Origin of the sequence: Silvimonas iriomotensis (assembly GCF_014645535.1) — a bacterium.
Lineage (GTDB): Bacteria > Pseudomonadota > Gammaproteobacteria > Burkholderiales > Chitinibacteraceae > Silvimonas > Silvimonas iriomotensis.
In genome coordinates, this window is the sequence record NZ_BMLX01000010.1 from 1 (window position 1) to 20,547 (window position 20,547).

At 59.9% G+C, this 20,547-nt stretch carries 21 protein-coding genes and 1 tRNA gene; 14 read left to right on the forward strand and 8 right to left on the reverse strand.

Annotation, left to right across the window (positions count from 1 at the left end; translation table 11 throughout):
- Nucleotides 1-333: 333 nt before the first annotated feature.
- The 3 genes from IEX57_RS20540 to IEX57_RS20550 all read right to left on the reverse strand — a co-directional run bounded on the left by IEX57_RS20540 (nucleotide 334) and on the right by IEX57_RS20550 (nucleotide 4,249).
- Nucleotides 334-1,632: a sugar MFS transporter gene (locus IEX57_RS20540; RefSeq protein WP_188707094.1), complete on the reverse strand. Its 1,299-nt coding sequence runs from the start codon at nucleotides 1,630-1,632 to the stop codon at nucleotides 334-336.
- A 431-nt stretch (nucleotides 1,633-2,063) separates the two neighbouring features.
- Nucleotides 2,064-3,083: a DUF1700 domain-containing protein gene (locus tag IEX57_RS20545; protein ID WP_188707096.1), complete on the reverse strand. Its 1,020-nt coding sequence runs from the start codon at nucleotides 3,081-3,083 to the stop codon at nucleotides 2,064-2,066.
- A 293-nt stretch (nucleotides 3,084-3,376) separates the two neighbouring features.
- Nucleotides 3,377-4,249 (reverse strand): AraC family transcriptional regulator, encoded by an 873-nt coding sequence (locus IEX57_RS20550; protein WP_229709157.1) that lies wholly within the window; start codon nucleotides 4,247-4,249, stop codon nucleotides 3,377-3,379.
- A gap of 133 nt (nucleotides 4,250-4,382) precedes the next feature.
- Between IEX57_RS20550 and IEX57_RS20555 the strand changes: the two genes are divergently transcribed.
- From IEX57_RS20555 to IEX57_RS20600, 10 genes are all read left to right on the forward strand, one after another.
- On the forward strand, nucleotides 4,383-5,276 hold the full coding sequence (locus tag IEX57_RS20555) for a DMT family transporter (RefSeq protein ID WP_188707100.1): 894 nt from the start codon (nucleotides 4,383-4,385) through the stop codon (nucleotides 5,274-5,276).
- Nucleotides 5,277-5,424: 148 nt separating this feature from the next.
- Complete coding sequence (locus IEX57_RS20560; RefSeq protein ID WP_188707103.1) at nucleotides 5,425-5,997, forward strand: biliverdin-producing heme oxygenase; 573 nt, start codon at nucleotides 5,425-5,427, stop codon at nucleotides 5,995-5,997.
- A 168-nt stretch (nucleotides 5,998-6,165) separates the two neighbouring features.
- The gene (locus IEX57_RS20565; RefSeq protein ID WP_188707105.1) at nucleotides 6,166-6,588 is read left to right on the forward strand and encodes a ProQ/FINO family protein; all 423 of its coding nucleotides are present in this window, start codon (nucleotides 6,166-6,168) and stop codon (nucleotides 6,586-6,588) included.
- Nucleotides 6,589-6,828: 240 nt separating this feature from the next.
- Nucleotides 6,829-7,032, forward strand: a complete 204-nt coding sequence (locus tag IEX57_RS20570; protein WP_188707107.1) for a cold-shock protein — start codon at nucleotides 6,829-6,831, stop codon at nucleotides 7,030-7,032.
- 139 nt (nucleotides 7,033-7,171) lie between these two features.
- Complete coding sequence (locus IEX57_RS20575; RefSeq protein WP_188707109.1) at nucleotides 7,172-7,765, forward strand: gamma carbonic anhydrase family protein; 594 nt, start codon at nucleotides 7,172-7,174, stop codon at nucleotides 7,763-7,765.
- A 65-nt stretch (nucleotides 7,766-7,830) separates the two neighbouring features.
- A complete protein-coding gene (locus IEX57_RS20580; protein ID WP_229709159.1) occupies nucleotides 7,831-8,325 on the forward strand; it encodes a MarR family winged helix-turn-helix transcriptional regulator in 495 nt (164 codons plus the stop codon).
- Nucleotides 8,326-8,335: 10 nt separating this feature from the next.
- Nucleotides 8,336-10,360, forward strand: a complete 2,025-nt coding sequence (locus IEX57_RS20585) for an FUSC family protein (protein ID WP_268238367.1) — start codon at nucleotides 8,336-8,338, stop codon at nucleotides 10,358-10,360.
- A gap of 50 nt (nucleotides 10,361-10,410) precedes the next feature.
- On the forward strand, nucleotides 10,411-10,620 hold the full coding sequence (locus tag IEX57_RS20590) for a DUF1656 domain-containing protein (protein WP_188707113.1): 210 nt from the start codon (nucleotides 10,411-10,413) through the stop codon (nucleotides 10,618-10,620).
- On the forward strand, nucleotides 10,617-11,519 hold the full coding sequence (locus tag IEX57_RS20595) for an efflux RND transporter periplasmic adaptor subunit (protein WP_188707115.1): 903 nt from the start codon (nucleotides 10,617-10,619) through the stop codon (nucleotides 11,517-11,519). Before IEX57_RS20590 ends, IEX57_RS20595 begins: the two co-directional genes overlap by 4 nt.
- Entirely contained in the window at nucleotides 11,516-12,964 is a 1,449-nt protein-coding gene (locus tag IEX57_RS20600) for an efflux transporter outer membrane subunit (RefSeq protein ID WP_188707118.1), read from the forward strand. Before IEX57_RS20595 ends, IEX57_RS20600 begins: the two co-directional genes overlap by 4 nt.
- A 256-nt stretch (nucleotides 12,965-13,220) precedes the next feature.
- Here the strand turns inward: IEX57_RS20600 and IEX57_RS20605 are convergent.
- Nucleotides 13,221-13,297 (reverse strand) — tRNA-Arg (locus tag IEX57_RS20605).
- Nucleotides 13,298-13,521: 224 nt separating this feature from the next.
- On the opposite strand from IEX57_RS20605, the gene IEX57_RS20610 reads away from it, so the two are divergent.
- Together IEX57_RS20610 and IEX57_RS20615 are read left to right on the forward strand one after the other, a co-directional pair.
- A complete protein-coding gene (locus IEX57_RS20610) occupies nucleotides 13,522-14,199 on the forward strand; it encodes a c-type cytochrome (protein WP_229709162.1) in 678 nt (225 codons plus the stop codon).
- Nucleotides 14,200-14,333: 134 nt separating this feature from the next.
- Nucleotides 14,334-14,825: a GNAT family N-acetyltransferase gene (locus IEX57_RS20615; RefSeq protein ID WP_188707121.1), complete on the forward strand. Its 492-nt coding sequence runs from the start codon at nucleotides 14,334-14,336 to the stop codon at nucleotides 14,823-14,825.
- A gap of 76 nt (nucleotides 14,826-14,901) precedes the next feature.
- On the opposite strand, the gene IEX57_RS20620 is transcribed toward IEX57_RS20615, so the two are convergent.
- From IEX57_RS20620 to IEX57_RS20630, 3 genes are all read right to left on the reverse strand, one after another.
- Complete coding sequence (locus tag IEX57_RS20620) at nucleotides 14,902-15,765, reverse strand: dienelactone hydrolase family protein (RefSeq protein ID WP_188707123.1); 864 nt, start codon at nucleotides 15,763-15,765, stop codon at nucleotides 14,902-14,904.
- Between the two features lie 72 nt (nucleotides 15,766-15,837).
- Complete coding sequence (locus tag IEX57_RS20625; RefSeq protein WP_229709163.1) at nucleotides 15,838-17,289, reverse strand: aminoacyl-histidine dipeptidase; 1,452 nt, start codon at nucleotides 17,287-17,289, stop codon at nucleotides 15,838-15,840.
- A 106-nt stretch (nucleotides 17,290-17,395) separates the two neighbouring features.
- The gene (locus IEX57_RS20630; protein WP_188707125.1) at nucleotides 17,396-17,833 is read right to left on the reverse strand and encodes a DUF4124 domain-containing protein; all 438 of its coding nucleotides are present in this window, start codon (nucleotides 17,831-17,833) and stop codon (nucleotides 17,396-17,398) included.
- 92 nt (nucleotides 17,834-17,925) lie between these two features.
- Here IEX57_RS20630 and IEX57_RS20635 point away from each other — a divergent pair, with 92 nt between their 5' ends.
- Entirely contained in the window at nucleotides 17,926-18,606 is a 681-nt protein-coding gene (locus tag IEX57_RS20635; RefSeq protein ID WP_188707127.1) for an SDR family oxidoreductase, read from the forward strand.
- A 63-nt stretch (nucleotides 18,607-18,669) separates the two neighbouring features.
- Here the strand turns inward: IEX57_RS20635 and IEX57_RS20640 are convergent, their stop codons facing one another.
- Complete coding sequence (locus IEX57_RS20640; protein WP_188707129.1) at nucleotides 18,670-18,975, reverse strand: c-type cytochrome; 306 nt, start codon at nucleotides 18,973-18,975, stop codon at nucleotides 18,670-18,672.
- 157 nt (nucleotides 18,976-19,132) lie between these two features.
- Here IEX57_RS20640 and cysG point away from each other — a divergent pair, with 157 nt between their 5' ends.
- Nucleotides 19,133-20,521 carry a siroheme synthase CysG gene (cysG, locus tag IEX57_RS20645; protein WP_188707132.1) on the forward strand — a complete coding sequence of 463 codons (1,389 nt, stop codon included), beginning with the start codon at nucleotides 19,133-19,135 and terminating at the stop codon, nucleotides 20,519-20,521.
- Nucleotides 20,522-20,547 lie beyond the last annotated feature (26 nt).

The window sequence follows — 20,547 nt, forward strand, 5'->3', positions numbered from 1 at the left end:
TTGCCACATCCACTACGAAACCTGCTAGACTCTTCGTTTTCGCTGTTTCGCTGTTGTGTCTGCAGCGGAGAAACCGAACTATACGGACCTCCCCGACACCCGTCAACACCCTCCTGCAATATTTCCTGACCTGATCACTCAAGTCGTTGATGAAAAAGGAAATAGGTAAATCCGGAATTTTGGGGCGAAGGGTTCGAGCATGCGCTTATCAGTTATCCAGCGCAAAAACGGCCGACGAAATACAGGCGTAACAAACAAAAAACCGCTCTCTCGAGCGGTTTTTTGTTTGTTGGCCCTCCTTTTTCAGAAAGGCCTCTATCAATTACTGATAGATCAGGCGCCTTGCGCCACCGGAGCACGACGTTCAGCCGGGCTGGATTTGCCGACCATCTCGCGATGGCCACGTGCGCCGAAGTGCACAATATAGAGATAGCAAACCAGCGGTACGGCAAACGAGACTAGGATGCCCATGTGGTCGGCCAGCGCAGCTTGCAGTACCGGCACGATGGCGCCACCCACGATGGCCATGCACAGAATGCCGGAGCCTTCGCTGGTGTAGCTGCCCAGACCCTTGAGCGACAGCGAGAAGATGGTCGGGAACATGATGGAGTTGAACAGGCCTACTGCAATCAGCGACCACATGGCGGTTTTGCCACCCGCCACGATGGCGGCGCCAATCAATACTGCATTGATCAGTGCATTGACGGTCAGGATGCGGGCCGGGTTGATTTTGGTCATCAGCGCGGAGCCGATAAAACGGCCGACCATGGCGGCGCCCCAGTAAATAGACAGATATTTACCGGCCGACTCCGGCGAGAGGCCGGCGATTTGCGGCTGACCCATCAGGCTGACGAGGAAGCTGCCAATACCGACTTCTGCGCCGACATAAGCAAAGATACCCACCGCGCCCAGCACCAGGTGACGGAATTCCCAGACACTCTTCTTGCCGTGAACGCGTTCTTCTTTGGCGCGGGTGGCTTCATCCGCCCCTTCGACTTCCTTGATCACCGGCAGACGAACCAGACCAATAATCAGCGCCAGCAAGAACAACAGACCAGCCAGTACCAGATACGGGGTTTGCACTGCGGCGGCCTGGGCAGCGGCGGAACCTTGCGCGCCTGCGGCCGGTGCTGCGACAGCCAGAATGGTTACGGCGCCAAGCAAAGGACCGAGCGTTGCGCCCAGCGAGTTAAACGCCTGGGTCAGGTTAAGACGGCTGGATGCAGTTTCCGGACGGCCCAGTACGGTGACGTACGGGTTGGCAGCCACCTGCAGGATGGTGATGCCACCAGCCAGAATGAACAGTGCCGACAGGAAGAACGGGTACGACTGTGCACCTGCAGCCGGATAGAACAACAGACAGCCCAGGCCGGCCGTAACAAGGCCCAGCACGATACCGCGCTTGTAGCCGATCTTGCGGATGATGAAGCCGGCGGGGAAAGACACCACGAAGTACGCAGTGAAGAAACAGAACTGGATCAGCGCAGCTTGCAGGTAAGTGAGCGAGAAGATGGCTTTCAGGTGGGGGATCAGAATATCGTTCAGCGACGTGATCAGGCCCCACATGAAAAACAGCGACGTCAATACCGTCAGCGCCTTGCCATATTGATGGCTCTTGGCGGTTGTATGCATTTCGAACTCCTCAGTACTACGGGTAAAACGGGCCGCAGGCAGGCTGCGCACCCGGCACGGGATTGCCTTGTTACTTTCTGGTTCTGATAAAGATCAGCCACCACCTGTCCTTGATGGCGGGAGCACAACTCCGGTGCTGGACTTTTCAGTGCATCGTGGGGCATTTATGTCAAAGGCATTGCCCCATCGCGCTAACGCAATTTTAGGAGCGCTGCAACCGGTTCGGAATACATGGAAACCGGCAGAAACGACCACTCAGGCAAGTGAAGATTCACATTCTGGTGAATATTCAGCCAAACCTGACCCGTTTTGGGGCACGCGCCAGGCAGCCCCCCCACCCCACCGGCAGCCGGCTGAGCCAACACAATAAAAAAGGGCCGGTGCAAAACCGGCCCAGGACTTACCAACACGGGGAGCTGACTGGCGAGCGATCAGAACACCAGATGCAACGGGATCTGGGCAATCTGGTCACGACCGTAGCGCACCACGCCACGCCAGGTCATGACGGCCAGCTTGATCAGGACAAACAGCACCAGTGCGGCGATCAACAAGACACCCACCGAAGCGCGCAGTACGTGGGCAGTCTGATGGTGACCGGCCGGGACACGCACCTGGATCTGGCCGTCGTTGATGGTGATGGCAACGTGGTCGGCACCGGTACGCGGGGTCACGATCGTGGCATCAATACCGTTGTGGTTCAGGGCGTACCAGTCGATCCGGCCCAGCTTGCTGTCCTGGCTCCAGACCACGTTTTCACCGTCGGTTGACTTGACGCTCACCGATTGCAGATTGCCTTGGGCAATACGATAGCCATGGTCCAGGCTGGCCGGCGGGGTATCTGCCGTCACCAGTTCGCCATCACGCGCCAGCAAATGGGTGACCTTGCCGCTGCGTTCGGTCAACTCGACCTGGTCGCCGCTTTGCAACTGGACTTCGACATCGTCATTACGGAAGCGGTACAGATCCTTTCTGGGCGCACCTTGCTGCAGAGCGACCACCTTCAGATCACCGGTGCCACCGGTTGCATCCGTCAATTTGACCGTCGGCGCACCAAACAGCGCATGCGCGCCCACGGCAATCAGCGCGACCAACGCCCCCGCCACCACCGCACTGCTGATAAAGATGCCTGCGGTCAGCACGGTCAGATAAATCATGAACGGGATCGCCAGCAGGAAGTTCAGCGCGCCAAGCCGGGCGATGGCGACAACCGTACGTACAAGGCCGCCGATGGTGTGTTTCTGTTGCCATTGGCCATACAGCTTTTGCACGCGCAGGTCGCGACCGATGCGCTTGGGGTCGCCCAGGCCTGCGGCGGTGTCATCTTCGCTGTGGCCCAGTTGGGCGGCAGCGCGGAAATATTCGGCGTAGTCCGCCAGGATTTGCTCGACATCCGCTTGAGCAAGGCCAGCCAGGCTTGATTCCAGTTGCGACATGAATGCTTGTTGTTTCATTTTGATTGCTCCAGTTCACGACGGTTACTGCGGCTTTTGATCGGTTGCATCTGACCGGCCACAGTGCCCGCCGATGCGCCACTCCTCTTGCTGGCACTACCTTGTATGCCAGCCTACCGTGCAATACACGATACGATGAGTGCATCGTATAGCGATGTACCTTTCTTTGCAAGGTACATGTCTAAGCACGCATGCTAAATATGACAAACGGCAATAGTGATTACGGGCGCAATAAATCAGCCGTTCACCATGACGGTGTGTCTGCGGGAGGTTGTGTGGTGTAAAGCCGTTTTTTACTTGCTTAGTACCGCGCGATACTGCGACGGGCTTGCGCCCAGAACGGCGCGAAAGCGGTTGCTGAAATGGCTGGCATCAGCAAAACCGCAAGCGGCAGCAACATCGACCAATGGCAGATCGTTGTGTCGCAAGAGCTGCCGTGCGCGATCCAGTCTGCGCATGGTCAGCCAGGCATGAGGTGGCATGCCAAAACTGTCCCGGAAAGCCCGGGCGAAATGAAACTCTGATAGCGCCACCTGTGAAGCCAGTTCGCCCAGGGTCAGCGTGGCGTCCAGATGACTATCTATATATTCCAGCAAACGGCGTCGCATATGCGGTGCCAGCCCGCCTTTGGCCAGGTGAATACGGCGTCCGCTATGTACCTGGACAAGGTGCGCCAGAACGGTATGGGCCAGTTCATTGGCCGCCAGCCGCGCGTTGGCATCTTGCCAGTTCTGCTGCGAGATCTGTCCGCACAGTGCCGCCAGCACCGGGTCTTCTGCGTAAGTCAGATCATGCAGTTGCACACTGCGGGGTTCGCGATCAAGCAAGGTAATGATCGCGTGGGCGAACTGGGCGGGTGAGAAATACAGATGCATGAATTGCAGATCGCCCTGTATGACCCATTCCGACTCATGCTCATCCGGCAACACACACAGCCGGCCCGGCGCGCCGTACACGCCAGGTTTGTCGCGCCGCCAGGTCTGATAACCGCCCGCCAGATACAGCGAGACAGTGTGATGCCCGGGGCCACGATAGCGGGTGGCATCGTTCTGGTTGTGCCAGCGAGCCACCGCCATACCGTCGCCCAGATCCCCCGCCTGTTCCAGCGCCGCGCGTGAGTGCGACAGCGTGGTAAAGACATTCTGCTTGAGCGATGCGGTATCCATGATCATGCTGCGAATATTACGCGGCTCCGGTCCGGGCGCGCATCTCGGCGCGACAAAAGCGCAAGATTCTGCAAGTGCCGGACGGGCCAGGCTGGTTGAATAAAGCGCAGTTCAACACCTTGAAATGCGGATCATGAATGCATTGTTATATTTAGTGGTCGTTTTCGTCTGGGGAACAACCTGGTTTGCGATCAAGCTTCAACTGGGCCCGTCTCCGGTTGCGCTGTCGATTGCGTGGCGTTTCGGGCTGGCGGCGATTGTGTTGTTTGGCCTGCTGGCCTGGCGCCGTCAACTCAAAGTGCCGCCGCGCAGCGCCATCAGTACCGTGGCGATTCAGGGTTTGTGCCTGTTCTGCGTCAACTTCTTGTGTTTTTACAACGCCAGCCGCTATATCCCGACCGGTCTGGAAGCCGTGGTGTTTTCCACGTCTACCCTCTGGAATGCCATCAATGCGCGCATTTTCATGGGCCGCGCCATTGCGGCAAATGTGATCGCCGGCTCGGTTGTCGGTTTGATGGGCCTTGTCGCCTTGTTCTCGCCCGAGTTCGCCAGCGCCCATGATCACGGCGCAACGGTACTGGGCCTGATGCTGTCGCTGGCCGGCACGCTGTGTTTTTCTGCGGGCAACCTGTTGTCTGCGCGCTTGCAGGCGCAAGGACTGAAACCCGCGCAGACCAACGCGTGGGCAATGCTGTTCGGGGCGCTGGTCCTGCTGCTGGGCGGTGTGGCGGCTGGCGTGCCGTTTGTGCTGGATACGCGCCCGGTTTATCTGGGCGCCCTGCTCTGGCTGGCCATCCCGGGCTCAGTCATCGGCTTTACAGCGTATTTGATGCTGGTGGGCCGGCTGGGCGCGGAAAAAGCGGCGTACTGCACGGTGTTGTTTCCGCTGGTGGCGCTGAATATTTCAGCGTGGATGGAGGGCTACCACTGGACGCCGGTCGCGCTGGCCGGCGTGATGCTGGTCATGGCCGGCAACTGGCTGGTATTTCGTAAACCGCGTGCCTCACGCCAGTTGGCAACAACATGATCGCAACCACAATCCGGGCGTGTTGTACACAAATATATACGTGAAAGTGATCGATGGTCAGAAACTGGACTATAGTGTTAGTCCCCGTCACGACGTTGCATTGCAGCAATTGTGCTGTGCAATCAACTGGATGCGGCAAGAGGACGACATGACGACCAGAATCGATCTGAAATTGGCTACGGCCGACCGTCACGAAGCACTGGATCAGGCTTTCTCCGGCTTTGCCCTGACCACTTTGTCTGGCTACAGCGCGTTCCTGACGGCGCACGCTGCGGCATTGCTGCCCCTGGAAGCCCACCTGGCGGCGGCGGATGTCCAGCGCAAAGTGCCTGACTGGGCCGTACGAACACGCAAAGCGGCGCTTTTGCATGACCTGGCGCAACTGGGCTTGCCCGTGCCGGCGGCGGTAGAAATCCCTGCCATCGACCCGGAAGGGCTCGGCGGCGCGGTTTATATACTGGAAATCCTGCGTCAGAGCGCCCGTGGCCAGTTGCGCCAGGTGGCAACCTCTGCCGATGAGCGCTTGCACGCGGCCACGCGGTATCTGGCCGAGCACCAGGACTTGCCGCTGTGGAACAGCTATAGCGCCTGGCTGGATGAACAGGATGCGGCGCGTTTTCCGGCGCTGTTGACGGCAGCACGTCAGGTTACCGATGTGTTTTTGCTGGCGGCACAACGCCATCATCCGGAGCGTTTGCTGGCCACCATGCAAGCAGCCTGAAGTGTGCAAGCAAGGAGCGACAGCCCGCCTTGTGGTCGGGCAAAGCGCTCCTTTTATCAAAAAATCATCAAAATTGGCCACAAAGCAGCATTGCCAGCGCACTCGGCATTGAGTCCGCACGGCGGGCGCGGTATGCTGCCGCCAATCAGGAACCCGATAGTACCGAACATGTCTTCTTCTTCCCTTGGCGATGCCCTGCAAAAAGCCATTGGCACGCAAAGCAAGCGCAAACAACTCGAAATGATCAACGAGGAAATGTACCGCCGTTTTTCGGTACTGCGCGAAAACCGCCCACTGGCCATTGGCACGCTGGATACGCTGGTCGCTGCCCTGCCGCACTTTGATGCCGTTGTTGTCAAACGCGCGCTCAGCCAGCACTGCGCCCGCCTGACCTATCAGAAACAACTGGCCCGCGGTGGCAAGCGGTTCAACCTGAAGGGCAAGCCCGACGGCGAGATCACCGAGTCTGAAAAACAGAACGCCGCCAGCATTATCCAGGCCGCCAAACCGCAAGCCAAAGTCAAGGCCGCCGCTGCTGCACCCGCTGCAGAGGCCACGCCAGCCGTTCAAGGTGACGCTGAACAAGCCTGATCACGCGGCTGCGACAATAAAAAAGCCTGCACCTTGCAGGCTTTTTTATTGTCATGCGTGCACCTTCGGGCGCCAAATGCCCTCTCTGACGGTCAAAATACCTTCCGCCTGTCATAGATTCGCCTTAAATGACGCAGTTATGACGCAGTTACGTGTCCAGACGTTTGTACAAGGCATACACGTTGCGTATGATATAGCTCTTGAGCGCATGCTCAATTCAAGACATAGGAATCTTAGGTAATGGCAACCGGTACGGTTAAGTGGTTTAACGACGCCAAGGGCTTTGGCTTTATTTCTCCTGACGATGGTGGCGAAGATCTGTTCGCTCACTTCTCGGCGATCAACTCCAACGGCTTCAAGTCGCTGCAAGAAGGTCAAAAGGTCAGCTTCGATGTAGTGACCGGCCAGAAAGGCAAGCAAGCTTCGAACATCACGCCTGTGTAATTTTACAGAGGCGTACAAAACCCGGCCTTGTGCCGGGTTTTTTGTTGCCCGTCATTCCCGTCACGATCCCGCATCAAACGGCAGTACATCAGCTACAGTAATCAAGGCACCCTTCCCGCCCACCTGATACGGAACCTTTATGCTGATCGCGCACGCTGGCCGCTCTCCCCGCATTCATCCAACGGCCTGGATTGCCCCCAACGCCGTGATCTGTGGCGATGTCAGCATCGGCCCCAACTGCCGCATCATGTACGGCGCGCAGATCATTGCAGAAGGCGGACAGATCAGCATCGGGGAACAATGCATCGTGCTGGAGAACGCGGTACTGCGCAGTACAACAGCGCATTCGCTGAGCATGGGCAACTTTTGCCTCGTCGGGCCGGGCGCGCATGTGGTGGGCTGCACGGTGGCAGATCAGGTATTCATCGCCACCGGTGCCGCTGTATTTCATGGTGCGCAGCTGGAACAAGGCTGTGAAATCCGCATTCACGGCGTAGTGCATATCAAGACGCGCGTACTGGCCGGAGAACACGTGCCGATCGGCTGGGTCGCTGTCGGTGATCCGGCGCATATTCTGCCCGCTTCGGCGCACGAGCAAATCTGGCAGCACCAGCAACCGCTCAACTTTCCCCTCTCGGTTTACGGTATCGACCGCAGCGAAGCGGATATGGTCAAGATCACTGCCCGGATGGCTGATATGCTGAACAGCCATAGTGATGACAAGCTAATCTAACCAGCCATGGTCATCATTGTTCAATTTAGCGGACAATCATCACGCCTTACCGGCCAATTATTAGCTTGCTAACGAATATTCCCCATGGTAACTTTTACGCCATGGATGATCTCGATACACTTCGCCTCGCCCTGACCAGCTCCCTGTTGCAAGTAGGCCGCCACTGGCGCCAGGTTTCACAGGATGCTGTCACGGTCTATGGCGTTTCCGCCGCATGTGCCACCCCGCTGCTGTTCATCGGCCGCCTGGGCGAAGGGGTACGCCAGGTTGCATTAGCTGACTATGTTGGAATAGAGAGCCCGTCGCTGGTGCGTCTGCTGGACCAGCTGGCCAAAGCGGGCCTGATAAGGCGCGAGGTAGATCCGGCAGACCGGCGCGCCAATACGTTGTGGCTGACTGAGGCGGGGCGGGCCATGAGCGAAAATATCGAAAGGGATCTGATCAGCCTGCGGGCTGAGGTACTCAAGAACATCAGCCAGGAAGATCTCCAGGCGACATTGCGGGTCTTTGGCGCGATTGAAGCCGCCGCAGCCAGCAACACCCAGTCAGACAAAGCGTGAGGCCATCATGATGCACTGGCCCACCGCAAGAGACTGGTTATTCTCTTTCAAAGCTTTTTTTGCCTCGATGCTGGCCCTGTATATTGCGCTGGCATTGGGTTTGCCACGTCCGTACTGGGCGATGGCGGCGGTCTACGTGGTGTCGCATCCGCTGACCGGCGCTACCCGCTCCAAAGCACTCTACCGGGTACTGGGCACCATGCTGGGCGCCAGTGCCGCCGTGGTACTGGTGCCATTGCTGGTCAATGCGCCGGTACTGCTGGCCGCGGCCATCGGGGCCTGGACCGGCACGCTACTGTATATCTCTTTGCTGGATCGCACCCCGCGCGCTTATGTCTTCATGCTGGCCGCCTATACGCTGCCCATGATCGCCCTGCCCGCGGTCAACGCGCCGCAGAATGTGTTTGATATTGCCAGCGCACGGACGCAGGAAATCCTTGTAGGGATTCTGAGCGCCAGCGTCGTTGCCGGGTTGATCTTTCCGGGCAAGGTGGCGCCGGTGATCAGCGCCCGTACCGCAGCGTGGTTGCGTGATGCGGCGTCCTGGGCGGCCGATACGCTGACCCCGGCGGCAGATCAGCGCGTGCATCCGGTCAGCCGCCATCGCCTGGCTGCAGATATCCTGGCGCTGGATCAATTGATCAGCCAGCTGGCTTACGACCCGGATACCGCCGACACCGTGAACTATGCCCGCGCCCTGCGTGGCCGCATGAGCATGTTGCTGCCGGTGTTGTCGTCCATGAGCGGCATGATGCAGGAACTGCGCGCCAACAATCAGGCGCTGCCGCAGGGCATTGATACGCTGATGCACGATGTCACGCAGTGGATTCTCTCCCCCGCTTCGCGGCCGGAAGATGGCGAACGCCTGAAAGAAGAAGTCGAACGTCTGGGCCAGACCATTGTGCACAGTAGCGAGTGGCGCAGCGCGCTGGGCCGGACCATGCGTTCACGCGTGGGCACGCTGATCGAACTGTGGCAAGACTGTCTGCACCTGCAACAGTTGTTATCCGGCCAGGCTAACGTTCAGCCTTGGGTTCCGGTATATACCCGCCGGGACGTCATGGGCGGCGCGCGCCACTATGACCACGGCATCATGCTGTTTTCCGCGGTGAACGCCTCAGTCTCTATTTTTGCCGGTTGCATGATCTGGATCGGCATGGGCTGGGAAGATGGTGCCGGCGCGGTCACGCTGGGCGCAGTGGCGTCGTGTTTCTTTGCGGCAATGGATGAACCGGCGCCCTTTATCCGGCTGTTTTTTGTCTGGACCATTGTGAGTATCGCGCTGTCGGCGGTGATGCTGTTTGCCATCATTCCGGCCTCGCACGACTTTGTCATGCTGGTGGCGCTGCTGGCGGTGCCGTTCCTGATTATCGGAACGCTGATTCCGCTGCCCCGCTTCAACATGATTGCCATGCTGCTGTCGGTAAACACCGCGACATTCCTCGGCCTGCAAGGCGCGTACGACGCTAACTTCACAGCGTTCTTCAACGGCAACCTGGCCGGTGCCGCCGGTGCCTTGTTCGCGCTGATCTGGACACTGGTGACGCGCCCGTTTGGCGTACAGCTTGCAACGCACCGTCTGGTCCACGCCAGCTGGCGCGATCTGGCCAACACCGCAGGGGGCGAAGACGCCCGCGATTACGCCCGCCTGAGTTCACGCATGCTGGACCGTCTGGGCCAACTGGTGCCGCGTCTGGCTGCCAGCGGTGACGATAGTTACAGCGATGGTTTTACCGAATTGCGTGTGGGTTACAGCGCCCTGGAACTGCAGCGTGACGAGCTGGGGTTGTCCGATCTGGATCGCCACTCCATCGACGCGGTGCTGGGTGGCGTCGCCGGCCATTATCAGGCCCGTATTGAAAACAGCCGGCACCGCCACGCCCCTGAAACGTTGCGCGCTCGGATTGATGATGCCATGAGCCTGGTGATTGGCCGGGCGGATCATGCCTCCCGCGAGGCACTGCACGCGCTGGTGGAATTGCGGGTCAGCCTGTTCCCGGGCGCACCTGGTTACCAGCAAGTACCTGCGTTCTGAGCCACCACCATGCAGCCAGACACAAACACATATGAAAAGAGAAGCACCCAATGAGCGGTGAAATTGATATTTACGGCGTCTACATTCCCAGCTTGCTGGCCTGGATGGTGATTGCCTTTTTCGTGACCGGGGGCCTGCGATTTGTGCTGGCCCGTATCGGCTTTTACAAGCTGGTCTGGCACCGCTCGCTGTTTAACCTTGCGCTGTATGTACTCGTGCTTGGCGCAACCGTATCCCTGATCCACTGGTTAAAACCATGAATAAAATCATCCGCAAAACAGGGACCATTGTCCTGACCCTGATCGTTGTTATCGCCGCGTTCATCGTCGGCCGCCATCTGTGGGACTACTACACCACCGCGCCGTGGACCCGTGACGGGCACATCCGCGCTGACGTGGTGCAAGTGGCGCCGGATGTCTCTGGCCAGATTACCGACGTCAGCATTGCCGACAACCAGATGGTCAAACGCGGCCAGGTGCTGTTTGTGATCGACCGGGCCCGCTTTGAACTGGCACTGCGCCAGGCCGAGGCCACCGTTGCGCTGCAAAAGCCGCTGCTGGCCCAGGCCAGACGTGAAGCGGCCCGTAACCGCAAACTGGCCGATCTGGTGGCGACCGAAACCACCGAAGAAAGCATCGCCAAAGTGGAACAGATCGAGGCCACCATCACCCAGGCCCAGGCCGCGGTGGACGTGGCCAGACTGAATCTGCAGCGCGCCACGGTCATCAGCCCGGTTGACGGTTATCTGAATGATCGCGTGCCCCGCGTGGGCGACTACGTGACCACCGGGCGCCCGGTGCTGTCAGTGGTCGATAGCCATTCGTTCCATGTCGACGGGTACTTTGAAGAAACCAAACTGGCTGGCGTACACATCAACCAGCCGGTCGAAATCATCATCATGGGCGAATCGCGCCGTCTGCACGGCCACGTAGAGAGCATTGCCGCCGGTATTGAAGACCGCGACCGCACGGCAGGCGCCACTGGCCTGCCCAACGTGAACCCGACATTCAACTGGGTGCGCCTTGCCCAGCGCGTGCCGGTGCGCATTGCGCTGGATGAAGTTCCGGAAGATCTGCGGCTGGTTGCCGGCCGCACGGCCACGGTGTCGGTGCTGCAAGATGCAGCGCCCGCCAAAGCCCAGGCAGGAGCAAAATCGTGAAACTTGTAAAAACCGCGCTGGCACTGGCTTTGTTGCAGTCGCTGCTGGCGTGTACCACGGTCGGCCCGGATTACCGCGTGCCAGACCAGTCCGCCATCAAGAACCCCACCGCCGCCGGCCAGTTTATTGGCGCGCATGATCCGGCCGTGGCCATTGCCCCGGTGCCGGATGACTGGTGGAAACTCTATGACGACGCGCAGCTGAACGGCCTGGTGCAGCAAGCCATGAGCGCCAATACCGATCTGCGCGTGGCCTCTGCCAACCTGCGCCGCGCGGTCTACATCATGGGTGAAGTAGATGCGGAAAGCGGGCTGCATGGCGGTGTCGACTTCGCCGCCAAACGCGCCCAGGAATCGGGCGAGTCGTTCTTGCTGACTGAAAAACTGCCGGTACTGAATGAAGGCGATGTCGGCCTGTCCGTCTCTTATGACCTGGATTTGTTCGGCAAACTCAAACGCGGTGAAGAAGCAGCCCACGCCAACGCTGAAGCCGCCCAGGCCGCGCTGGACCTGGCCCGCGTCAATGTCGTGGCGCAAACCGTGCGGGCCTACGTCATGGCGTGTTCGGCCAACCGGGAGTTGTCGGTCGCCCAGCATGAACTGGATTTGCAAAACCACAGTGTCGACGTGACCCGCCGCATGGCCAGCGCCGGCCGCGGACGCAGCACCGACGTGCTGCGGGCCGAAGCCCAGGCCGATCTGTTGCGCGCCAATCTGCCCCGCTTCCAGTCAGACCATGATGCGGCCATGTTCCAGCTTGCCGTGATGGTTGGCAAAACTCCGGCCGAAATGAACCAGATGGCCATCCAGTGCAACGAAGAACCTAAACTGGCCCAGGCGATCCCCGTGGGCGATGGCGCCGCCCTGCTCAAGCGCCGGCCGGATATCCGCGAAGCAGAACGGCAACTGGCCGCCGCCACGGCAAAAATCGGCGTCGCCACGGCTGACCTGTATCCGGATATCAAGATCGGCGCCTCGATTGGCTCAACCGGTATTCTGGAAGACTTGGGTACGCCCGCCGCCAATCGCTGGGGCATTGGTCCGCTGATTACCTGGACCATTCCGGACAGCGGCTCTCACGCCCGTATTCACGCGGCCGAGGCAGGCGCCGATGCGGCACTGGCCCACTTTGATGGTGTGGTGCTCTCTGCGCTCAAGGAAACCGAAACCGCCCTCACCCGCTACACGCATGATCTGCAGCGCAACGCTGATCTGCGCGCCGCGCGAGACAAGGCCCGTCAGGTGGCGGCAGAAAACCGCACCATGTACAAAGCCGGCCGGGCGCCATTTTTGACCAGTCTGGATTCTGATCGCACGCTGGCCAGTGCCGATGCCGCGCTGGCGGCCTCCGATAGCCAGCTGGCACAGGATCAGATCAACCTGTTCCTGTCGCTGGGTGGTGGCTGGCAATCTGCCGCCAAAGTGGAAAACACAGCTGAAAAGTGATCTGGATCAAATTAACGCAAAAGCCCGGCAGGCATAGCCGGGCTTTTTGTTTTCCGGTGTCATACTGCGGGGCGCACAACATTGCCGCACTGCAAATGCAACAATGCGCGCAATTTCGCCAAACATGGCAAATAATAGGATTCAGATGAAAAACGGTCGGGATTGCAAAAGACAGCACAAGACGCAGTAAAACACCCGGCAATCAGGCGTGGCTTGTTGATCTGGCTTAACTGGGAGCGGTAGAAGAAGAGGAAACTGGTGCGCCCGACAGGAATCGAACCTGTGACCCTTGGTTTCGGAAACCAATACTCTATCCAACTGAGCTACGGGCGCATGTCTTTGCGAGGGATTGGATAATACCGTGTTTGACGCACACCGTCTACGCGGCTATCGCTGGCACGATGAGGCCGGTATAATCCGGCGCAAATTCTTGATTTGATTCACCTGACTTCACGATAAAAAGGGATGGCAGCATGAGTGGTTCAAACACATCAGGAGTTCAAAGTTTTGTTACGTACATTGTTCTGGGGCTAGTTGGCGTCCCGCTATTTGTCTTTATGGTGGTCAAACTGTTCACCGCCGGCAGCGGGGTGAATCTGGGTCTGATGACCATGACCAACGAAGCCATAGAGGCGCGCCTGCAGCCCGTGGGCGTCAGCAAAGTGGTTGATAGTGCCCCCATCGGCCAGCGCTCGGGCAAGATCGTTTATGAGAATGTCTGTATTTCCTGTCACGGCGCAGGCCTGATGGGATCGCCCAAGTTTGGTGATGCCGGCGCATGGGGCCCGCGCATTGCCAAGGGCTATGAAACACTCTGGACCCATGCCATCAAGGGCTTTAACGCCATGCCGGCGCGGGGCGGTTCGACCGACCTGACCGACGACGAAGTCAAACGCGCGGTGGCTTATATGGCCGACCAGGCTGGCGCCAAGTTCGAAGCCCCGGCGGTGGCCACAGCCAGCGGTGCAGCGGGCGCTGCGCTTGATCCGGAAACCAAGGGCAAGGAAGTCTATGAAAGCACTTGCCAGGCTTGCCACGGTACAGGCGCCGCAGGTGCACCCAAGTTTGGCAACAAGGCAGACTGGTCTGCCAAGTTGCAAGGCAAAAAGCCGGAAGACGTGATTGAGAATGTGCTCAAGAATGGCAACGGCGCCATGCCACCCAAGGGTGGTTATAGTGGCAGTGATGATGAATTCCGTGCCGCCGCGCACTATATGATCAATCACGCCAAATAAGTATTCGTATTCGCAGCTTGCATTGATTTCTTATCGGTATATCAAACGGGCAGCCAGCGCTGCCCGTTTTGTTTTTGCTGCACGCGAATCATTGCGGGCAGATTGAATTGGCAAAACACACAAGGAGTATGCGGATGTCCGCTCACGTACAGATTCGCCCTGCCACCCCGGCCGACGTGAAAGAAATTCTGGCCATGGTGACTGAACTGGCCGAATTCGAAAAACTCACCCATTTGCTCGATATGAGCGCTGAGCGCATGACCGCCGACCTGTTTGGCGACAAGCCGCTGATTGAATGCCTGATCGCTCAGGACGGCGACAATGTGCTCGCCTTTGCGCTGTATTTCCAGAGCTATTCCACATTCCTCACCCGCCGCAGCCTGTATCTGGAAGACCTGTATGTCCGTCCGCACGCCCGGGGTCTGGGGCTGGGCAAACGCATGCTGTTGCAACTGGCACGCATTGCCAAAGAGCGTGGTTTTGGCCGTTTCGAGTGGAGCGTGCTGGACTGGAACAGCAACGCTATCGGTTTTTATGAAGGGCTGGGCGCCACGGTAATGCCGGACTGGCGTATCTGCCGCGTCACGGGCGATGCCCTGACCCGCATGGCCGAGCGCGAAGACTGAAGATCACACGCCACCCCGGGTAGCAACCATGAAAAAGCCGGCATTCCTGCCGGCTTTTTGTTGGGACCCTGCCCGCTCACACGCCGTACTTGTGGAACCAGCCCAGCATGCGCTGCCAGGCATCGGTTGCGGCTTGCGGGTTGTAACTGGGGCGGTAATCCGCGTTGAACCCGTGCCCGGCTTCCGGGTAGACATGCAGTTCAAACGGTTTGCCGGCGGCATCCATGGCAGCGCGCATCTTGCCGACATTCTCCTGCGTGATGCCCTGATCCTTGCCGCCATAGAACGCAATCACCGGCACCTTCATCTGCGCCACCAGATCCAGCGGCGATTTGGGCGCGTTGGCGGTGGACGGCTGCAACACCTGCCCGTACCAGACTGCAATGGCCTTCATGCGCGGATTATGCGCGGCATACAGCCAGGCAATGCGGCCGCCCCAGCAAAAGCCAGTCAGCGCCAGCCGGGATGGATCACCGCCGTTGGCGACGGCGTAGTTCACGGTGATGTCCAGATCAGACATGACTTGTTCGTCCGGCACCTGGCTCACAATGTTCTTGAGCAAGTCAGCCACTTCCGGGTACTTGCGCGGATCGCCCTGGCGGAAATACAGCTCCGGGGCGATGGCCAGATAGCCCAGTTTGGCCAACCGCCGGCACACATCCTGAATGTGCTCGTGCACGCCAAAGACTTCCTGCACCACGATCACCACCGGCAGCGGTCCTTTGCCGGTAGCCGGGCGCGCGCGGTAGGCCGGCATGTCGCCGCCATCTACAGCAATGGTGATGGCGCCAGCCGTCAGGCCCTCGGTATCGGTGGTGATGGTCGATGCGGCCACCGGGCGCACCGCCAGCGCAAACCCGGTCGCCAGCGTGGCCCCCAGGAATGCCCGGCGTGGCGCATTGGCGGGTGCAGCCCCGGATTGATCGTCTTCAACTGACATGGATATTGCCCTCCAGCGCTATCAAAACAGTGAAAAACCGTGAATAAACCAGGTTGCGACCCGCCGGCCGGATCAACGCGCAGGCACAGCTTTGAGCGCGTCGACCAGCAAGTCCCAGAAATACGCCACACTTTCAATTTCCACGCGCTCATCCGGCGAGTGCGCGCCGCGCACGGTCGGGCCGAACGACACCATCTGCATGGCCGGATATTTACCGGCGATCAGGCCACATTCCAGGCCGGCATGGATCACTTTGATCTCGGCCTCTTTGCCATAGCGCGCCCGGTACGCGTCCTGCACCAGCTTGAGGGCAGATGACGACAGATCCGGCGTCCAGCCTGGATAAGCGCCAGAGCGTTCCGATTGTGCGCCAGCCATGCGGGCAATCGCCTCGATCCGCCGGGCCACTTCATCCTGGCCTTCATCGGTGAGCGAACGCACCAGCAGCAAGGCACTGAAGCCGGCCTCGCCCACGCGCACCACGCCCAGGTTGCTGGATGACTCCACCACGCCTGGCACCGACTGGCTCCAGCGTGCCACGCCCAGCGGCAGCGTCAGCAACAGGTCAATCACCTGGCGGCTGGTATGGGCCGACAGGCCTTGCGTGGCCAGTGCAGGTTCAACGCTCAACTTCACGCCTTCGTCGACACGCGCCAGTTCACGGCTCAATCTTTGTTGCCAGCGGCGGACCACGCCCTGCACGCGATCACTGCCCTCTTCGGCCACGGCGATCACGGCAAAGGCCTCGCGCGGCAGTGCATTGCGCAGCGTGCCCCCTTCAAACGACACCAGCCGCGCATGCGGCAGCGCCAGCAGGTCATCGACCACACGTGCCAGCAAACGGTTGGCGTTACCGCGCTCCAGATGGATATCCACACCCGAATGGCCACCGCGCAGGCCCTTTACCGCCACGCGCAATACTTGCATGTCAGGCGCAATCGGCTCCTGCGCCAGCGGACGGCTGACGGCGACATCGACGCCGCCGGCACAACCCACATAGAGCTCGCCCCAGTCTTCCGTATCCAGGTTGAGCAGGATCTGGCCATTCAGCCAGCCGGCCTGCAGACCGTGTACGCCGCTCATGCCGGCTTCTTCGTCAACGGTCAGCAGCACTTCAATCGGGCCGTGCTCAATATCCTTGCTTTCCAGCACGGCCAGCGCGGCGGCCACGCCAATGCCGTTATCGGCACCCAGCGTGGTGCCCTGGGCGCGCACCCAGCCGTCCTGCACGCGCGGACGAATCGGGTCGGTATAAAAATCGTGGGCGGTATCGGCGTTCTTCTGCGTCACCATATCCAGGTGACCTTGCAGCACAACGGTCTGGCGCTCTTCAAAACCGGGTGTAGCCGGTTTTTTGATCAAGAGATTGCCGGTGGCGTCCACCTCGTACGCCAGGCCCTGGGCCCGGGCCCAGTCTTGCAGATGTGCCCGCAAGGCGGCTTCATGTTTGGATGGACGGGGAAAACTGCACAGCGTCTGGAAATGGCGCCACAACAGCGCCGGCTGCAATTGCGACAACGGCATCTTCACTATTCCCTAAAACTGAAAATCAAAAGCAGACAAGCAGAAAACCGGGATGTTACCCCTGGCCGGCGACGCTGGCAGTAAATATCCGCACAGTTTGCGGTGTTCAGCGGCCGCCAGGCAGCGGGTTGACCCGGGGAAGATTGGGCAGGCGCTGGCCGCGCCCGTTGTCGTCGGTGGGGTTGCCGTAGACCGAGCGCAGATTGTTGGGCTGGCAGAAAACGGGATCGTAGGCGGGGTTATCCATATTGCAGTTGTCCCCGGCCGGCAATTGCGGATTGGGGGTGGGTTGCGCTGATGCGGCAGCCGGGCTGACCGGTGCCGGTGCGGGTTCAGGCGTCGGGGCCGGCGTAACCCGGCGCGGCGGGGCCTCAATGGTCGTGACTGACCCGGCCTCATAAGGCAGCCGTTTCTGGCCATGACAAGGCGTCTGGCCATAGGTGATCTTGCCCTGGTCGTCCTGACACTTGTACACGTCCGCCGCCTCAGCCAGCTGGTTGAGGGCAAGACCTGCAGCGAACAGACAACCTGCCAGTTGGCGCATGGCATCCTCCTGAATCGGCCCGGGATATGGATCAGTGCGTTGTTGGCCAGATTCTTTTTATATACTTTTATATATAAGCGACAGGAGGATACATGCGTACTGTTTTCATCACGGGTGCTGGTCGGGGTATCGGCCTGGAACTGGCTACCCAGTATCTGCAAGACAACTGGCGCGTGATTGCCACTGCACGGGACGCCAGCCTGGCACTGAAAACCCTGCAAGCAGCATGGCCAGATCAACTGCGGGTGGTGTTACTTGATGTGACGGACTGGCCCGCGGTTGCCGCGCTGGGCCAGACGTTGAGCGCCGAGCGGATTGATCTGGTGATCAACAACGCCGGCTATTACGGTGGCAACCGTCAGGAGCTGGGACATACCGATGTCGAGACCTGGCTCAATACGCTGGCCATCGACACCATCGCCCCGGTCAAGGTGGTGGAGGCGCTGCTGCCACGGCTCAGTGCGGACGCCAAAATCGCCAGTCTGAGCAGCAAGATGGGCAGCATTGCCGATAATCATTCCGGCGCGGCGTATCACTACCGCAGCGCCAAGGCCGGCCTGAATGCCGCCATGAAAAGCCTGGCACTGGATCTGGGCAAACGCCACACGGTGCTGGTGTTTCACCCGGGCTGGGTGCAGACCGACATGGGCGGGCCAGGCGCGCTGGTGTCGCCGGAAGAATCCGTCGCCGGCATCCGTCGGGTGATCCATCAGGCCACCCCGGGCGACTCTGGCCGCTTTTACAATTACGACGGCAGCCCGCTTCCCTGGTAAACCGGTGGCTACAAATCAAAAAAGCCGGACTGGATTCCGGCTTTTTTGTTGGGGGGTAACGCATCAATATTTGCGGGTAAGAATCCATTTGGCCAGCTGGCTGGCTTCGGCATCCGTGACCGGATTGGGAGGCATGGCGATCGGCCCCCAGGTACCGCTACTGCCATTCTTGATCTTGTCGGCCAGCAATTTTTCTGCGCCTTTTTGACCTTTGAACCGCGCCGCCACATCTTTCCAGGCCGGGCCCACAATCTTGTTGTCCACCCCATGACAGGCGAAGCAGTTCTTGTTTTTGGCCAGGTCTTGCGGCTCAGCCGCCAGCACCGGCATGGCCAGCAATGAGGACAACAGCACACATCGCAACAACATCGGGATTCCCCTTTGCCCGGCATGGGGCGGACGGTTCACGGTAAAATGACAGCAACCATACGACGCAGCCATTGCGCCAGACCGGGCAGACTAGAACAATGGCATGGTCAGCATCTTGACCAGCATCAGATCAAACCGCGCTTTTTCCGGACCAACCATGGATTATTTCCCGCTGTTCCTTGACCTTAACCAGCAAGAAGCACTGATCGTCGGCGGCGGCGAAGTGGCGCTGCGTAAAGCCCGCCTGCTGCTGTCTGCAGGTGCCAGTGTGACCGTCGTTGCGCCGGCGCTGGTTGCAGAACTGGCGCAGTTTGCTGCAGCGGGCAAGATCACGCACATGGCGCGCGAATTTGCGCAGACCGACATCGCGCGGCAGCGCGTGGTTATTGCCGCCACCGATGACGAAGCGGTCAACCGCCAGGTGTTTGCGACCTGTGAAGCGCAGGGCGTCCTGGTCAACGTGGTGGATGACCCGGCGCGTTGCCGCTTTATCGTTCCCGCCATCATCGACCGCTCGCCCTTGCAGATTGCGCTCTCCACCGGAGGTCAGGCGCCCGTACTGGCGCGTTTGTTGCGGGCACGGCTGGAAGCCACCCTGCCACATGGTTATGGCGTGCTGGCCAGGCTGGCCGGCCAGCTGCGTGACGGCGTGAAAAAACGCTTTGGTCACGATGAACGCGCCCGCCGCCGTTTCTGGGAACAAGCGCTGGACGGCGTTGCCGCAGAACAAGCCCTGGCCGGCGACGAAGCCGGCGCACTCGCCAGCCTGACCCACGCGCTGGACAACGCCAGCGAAACAGAGCTGAGCCAGGGCGCGGTTTACCTTGTGGGTGCCGGCCCGGGCAACCCGGACCTGCTGACCTTCCGCGCGCTGCGGCTGATGCAAAAAGCCGACGTGGTGCTGTACGACAACCTTGTCTCCCCCGCCATTGTGGAAATGGTACGGCGCGACGCCGAACGCATTTATGTGGGCAAGAAAGCCGATAACCACGCCTTGCCACAAGAAGAAATCAACCGCTTGCTGGTGCGCCTGGCGCAAGAAGGCAAAACCGTGGTGCGCCTGAAAGGCGGCGACCCGTTCATCTTTGGCCGCGGCGGCGAAGAAATTGAAGAACTGGCCGCCAGCCAGATTGCGTTTGAAGTGGTGCCGGGGATTACCTCCGCCTCTGGCGCGTCCAGCTATGCAGGCATTCCGCTGACGCATCGCGATTACGCGCAGTCGGTCACTTTTGTGACCGGCCACCGCCGCGCCGGCGAGATCGAACTGGACTGGCCGCGTCTGACCAATCCGACTGAAACAGTCGTGATCTACATGGGCGTGAAACAGGCCCCGCGCATCTGCGAACAACTGATCGCCCACGGCCGCGCACCAGACACCCCCGCCGCCATCGTGCAACAAGCCACCACCCCGCAGCAGAAAACGCTGATTGGCACGCTGGCGACGCTCCCCGGGTTGATCGAACAACACGGCGTGAAGCCGCCAGCGCTGATTATTGTGGGCGGCGTGGTAACACTGGCCGACAAGCTGGCCTGGCGGAAGGTGTGAGGTGTGAGGTGTGAGGTGTGAGGTGT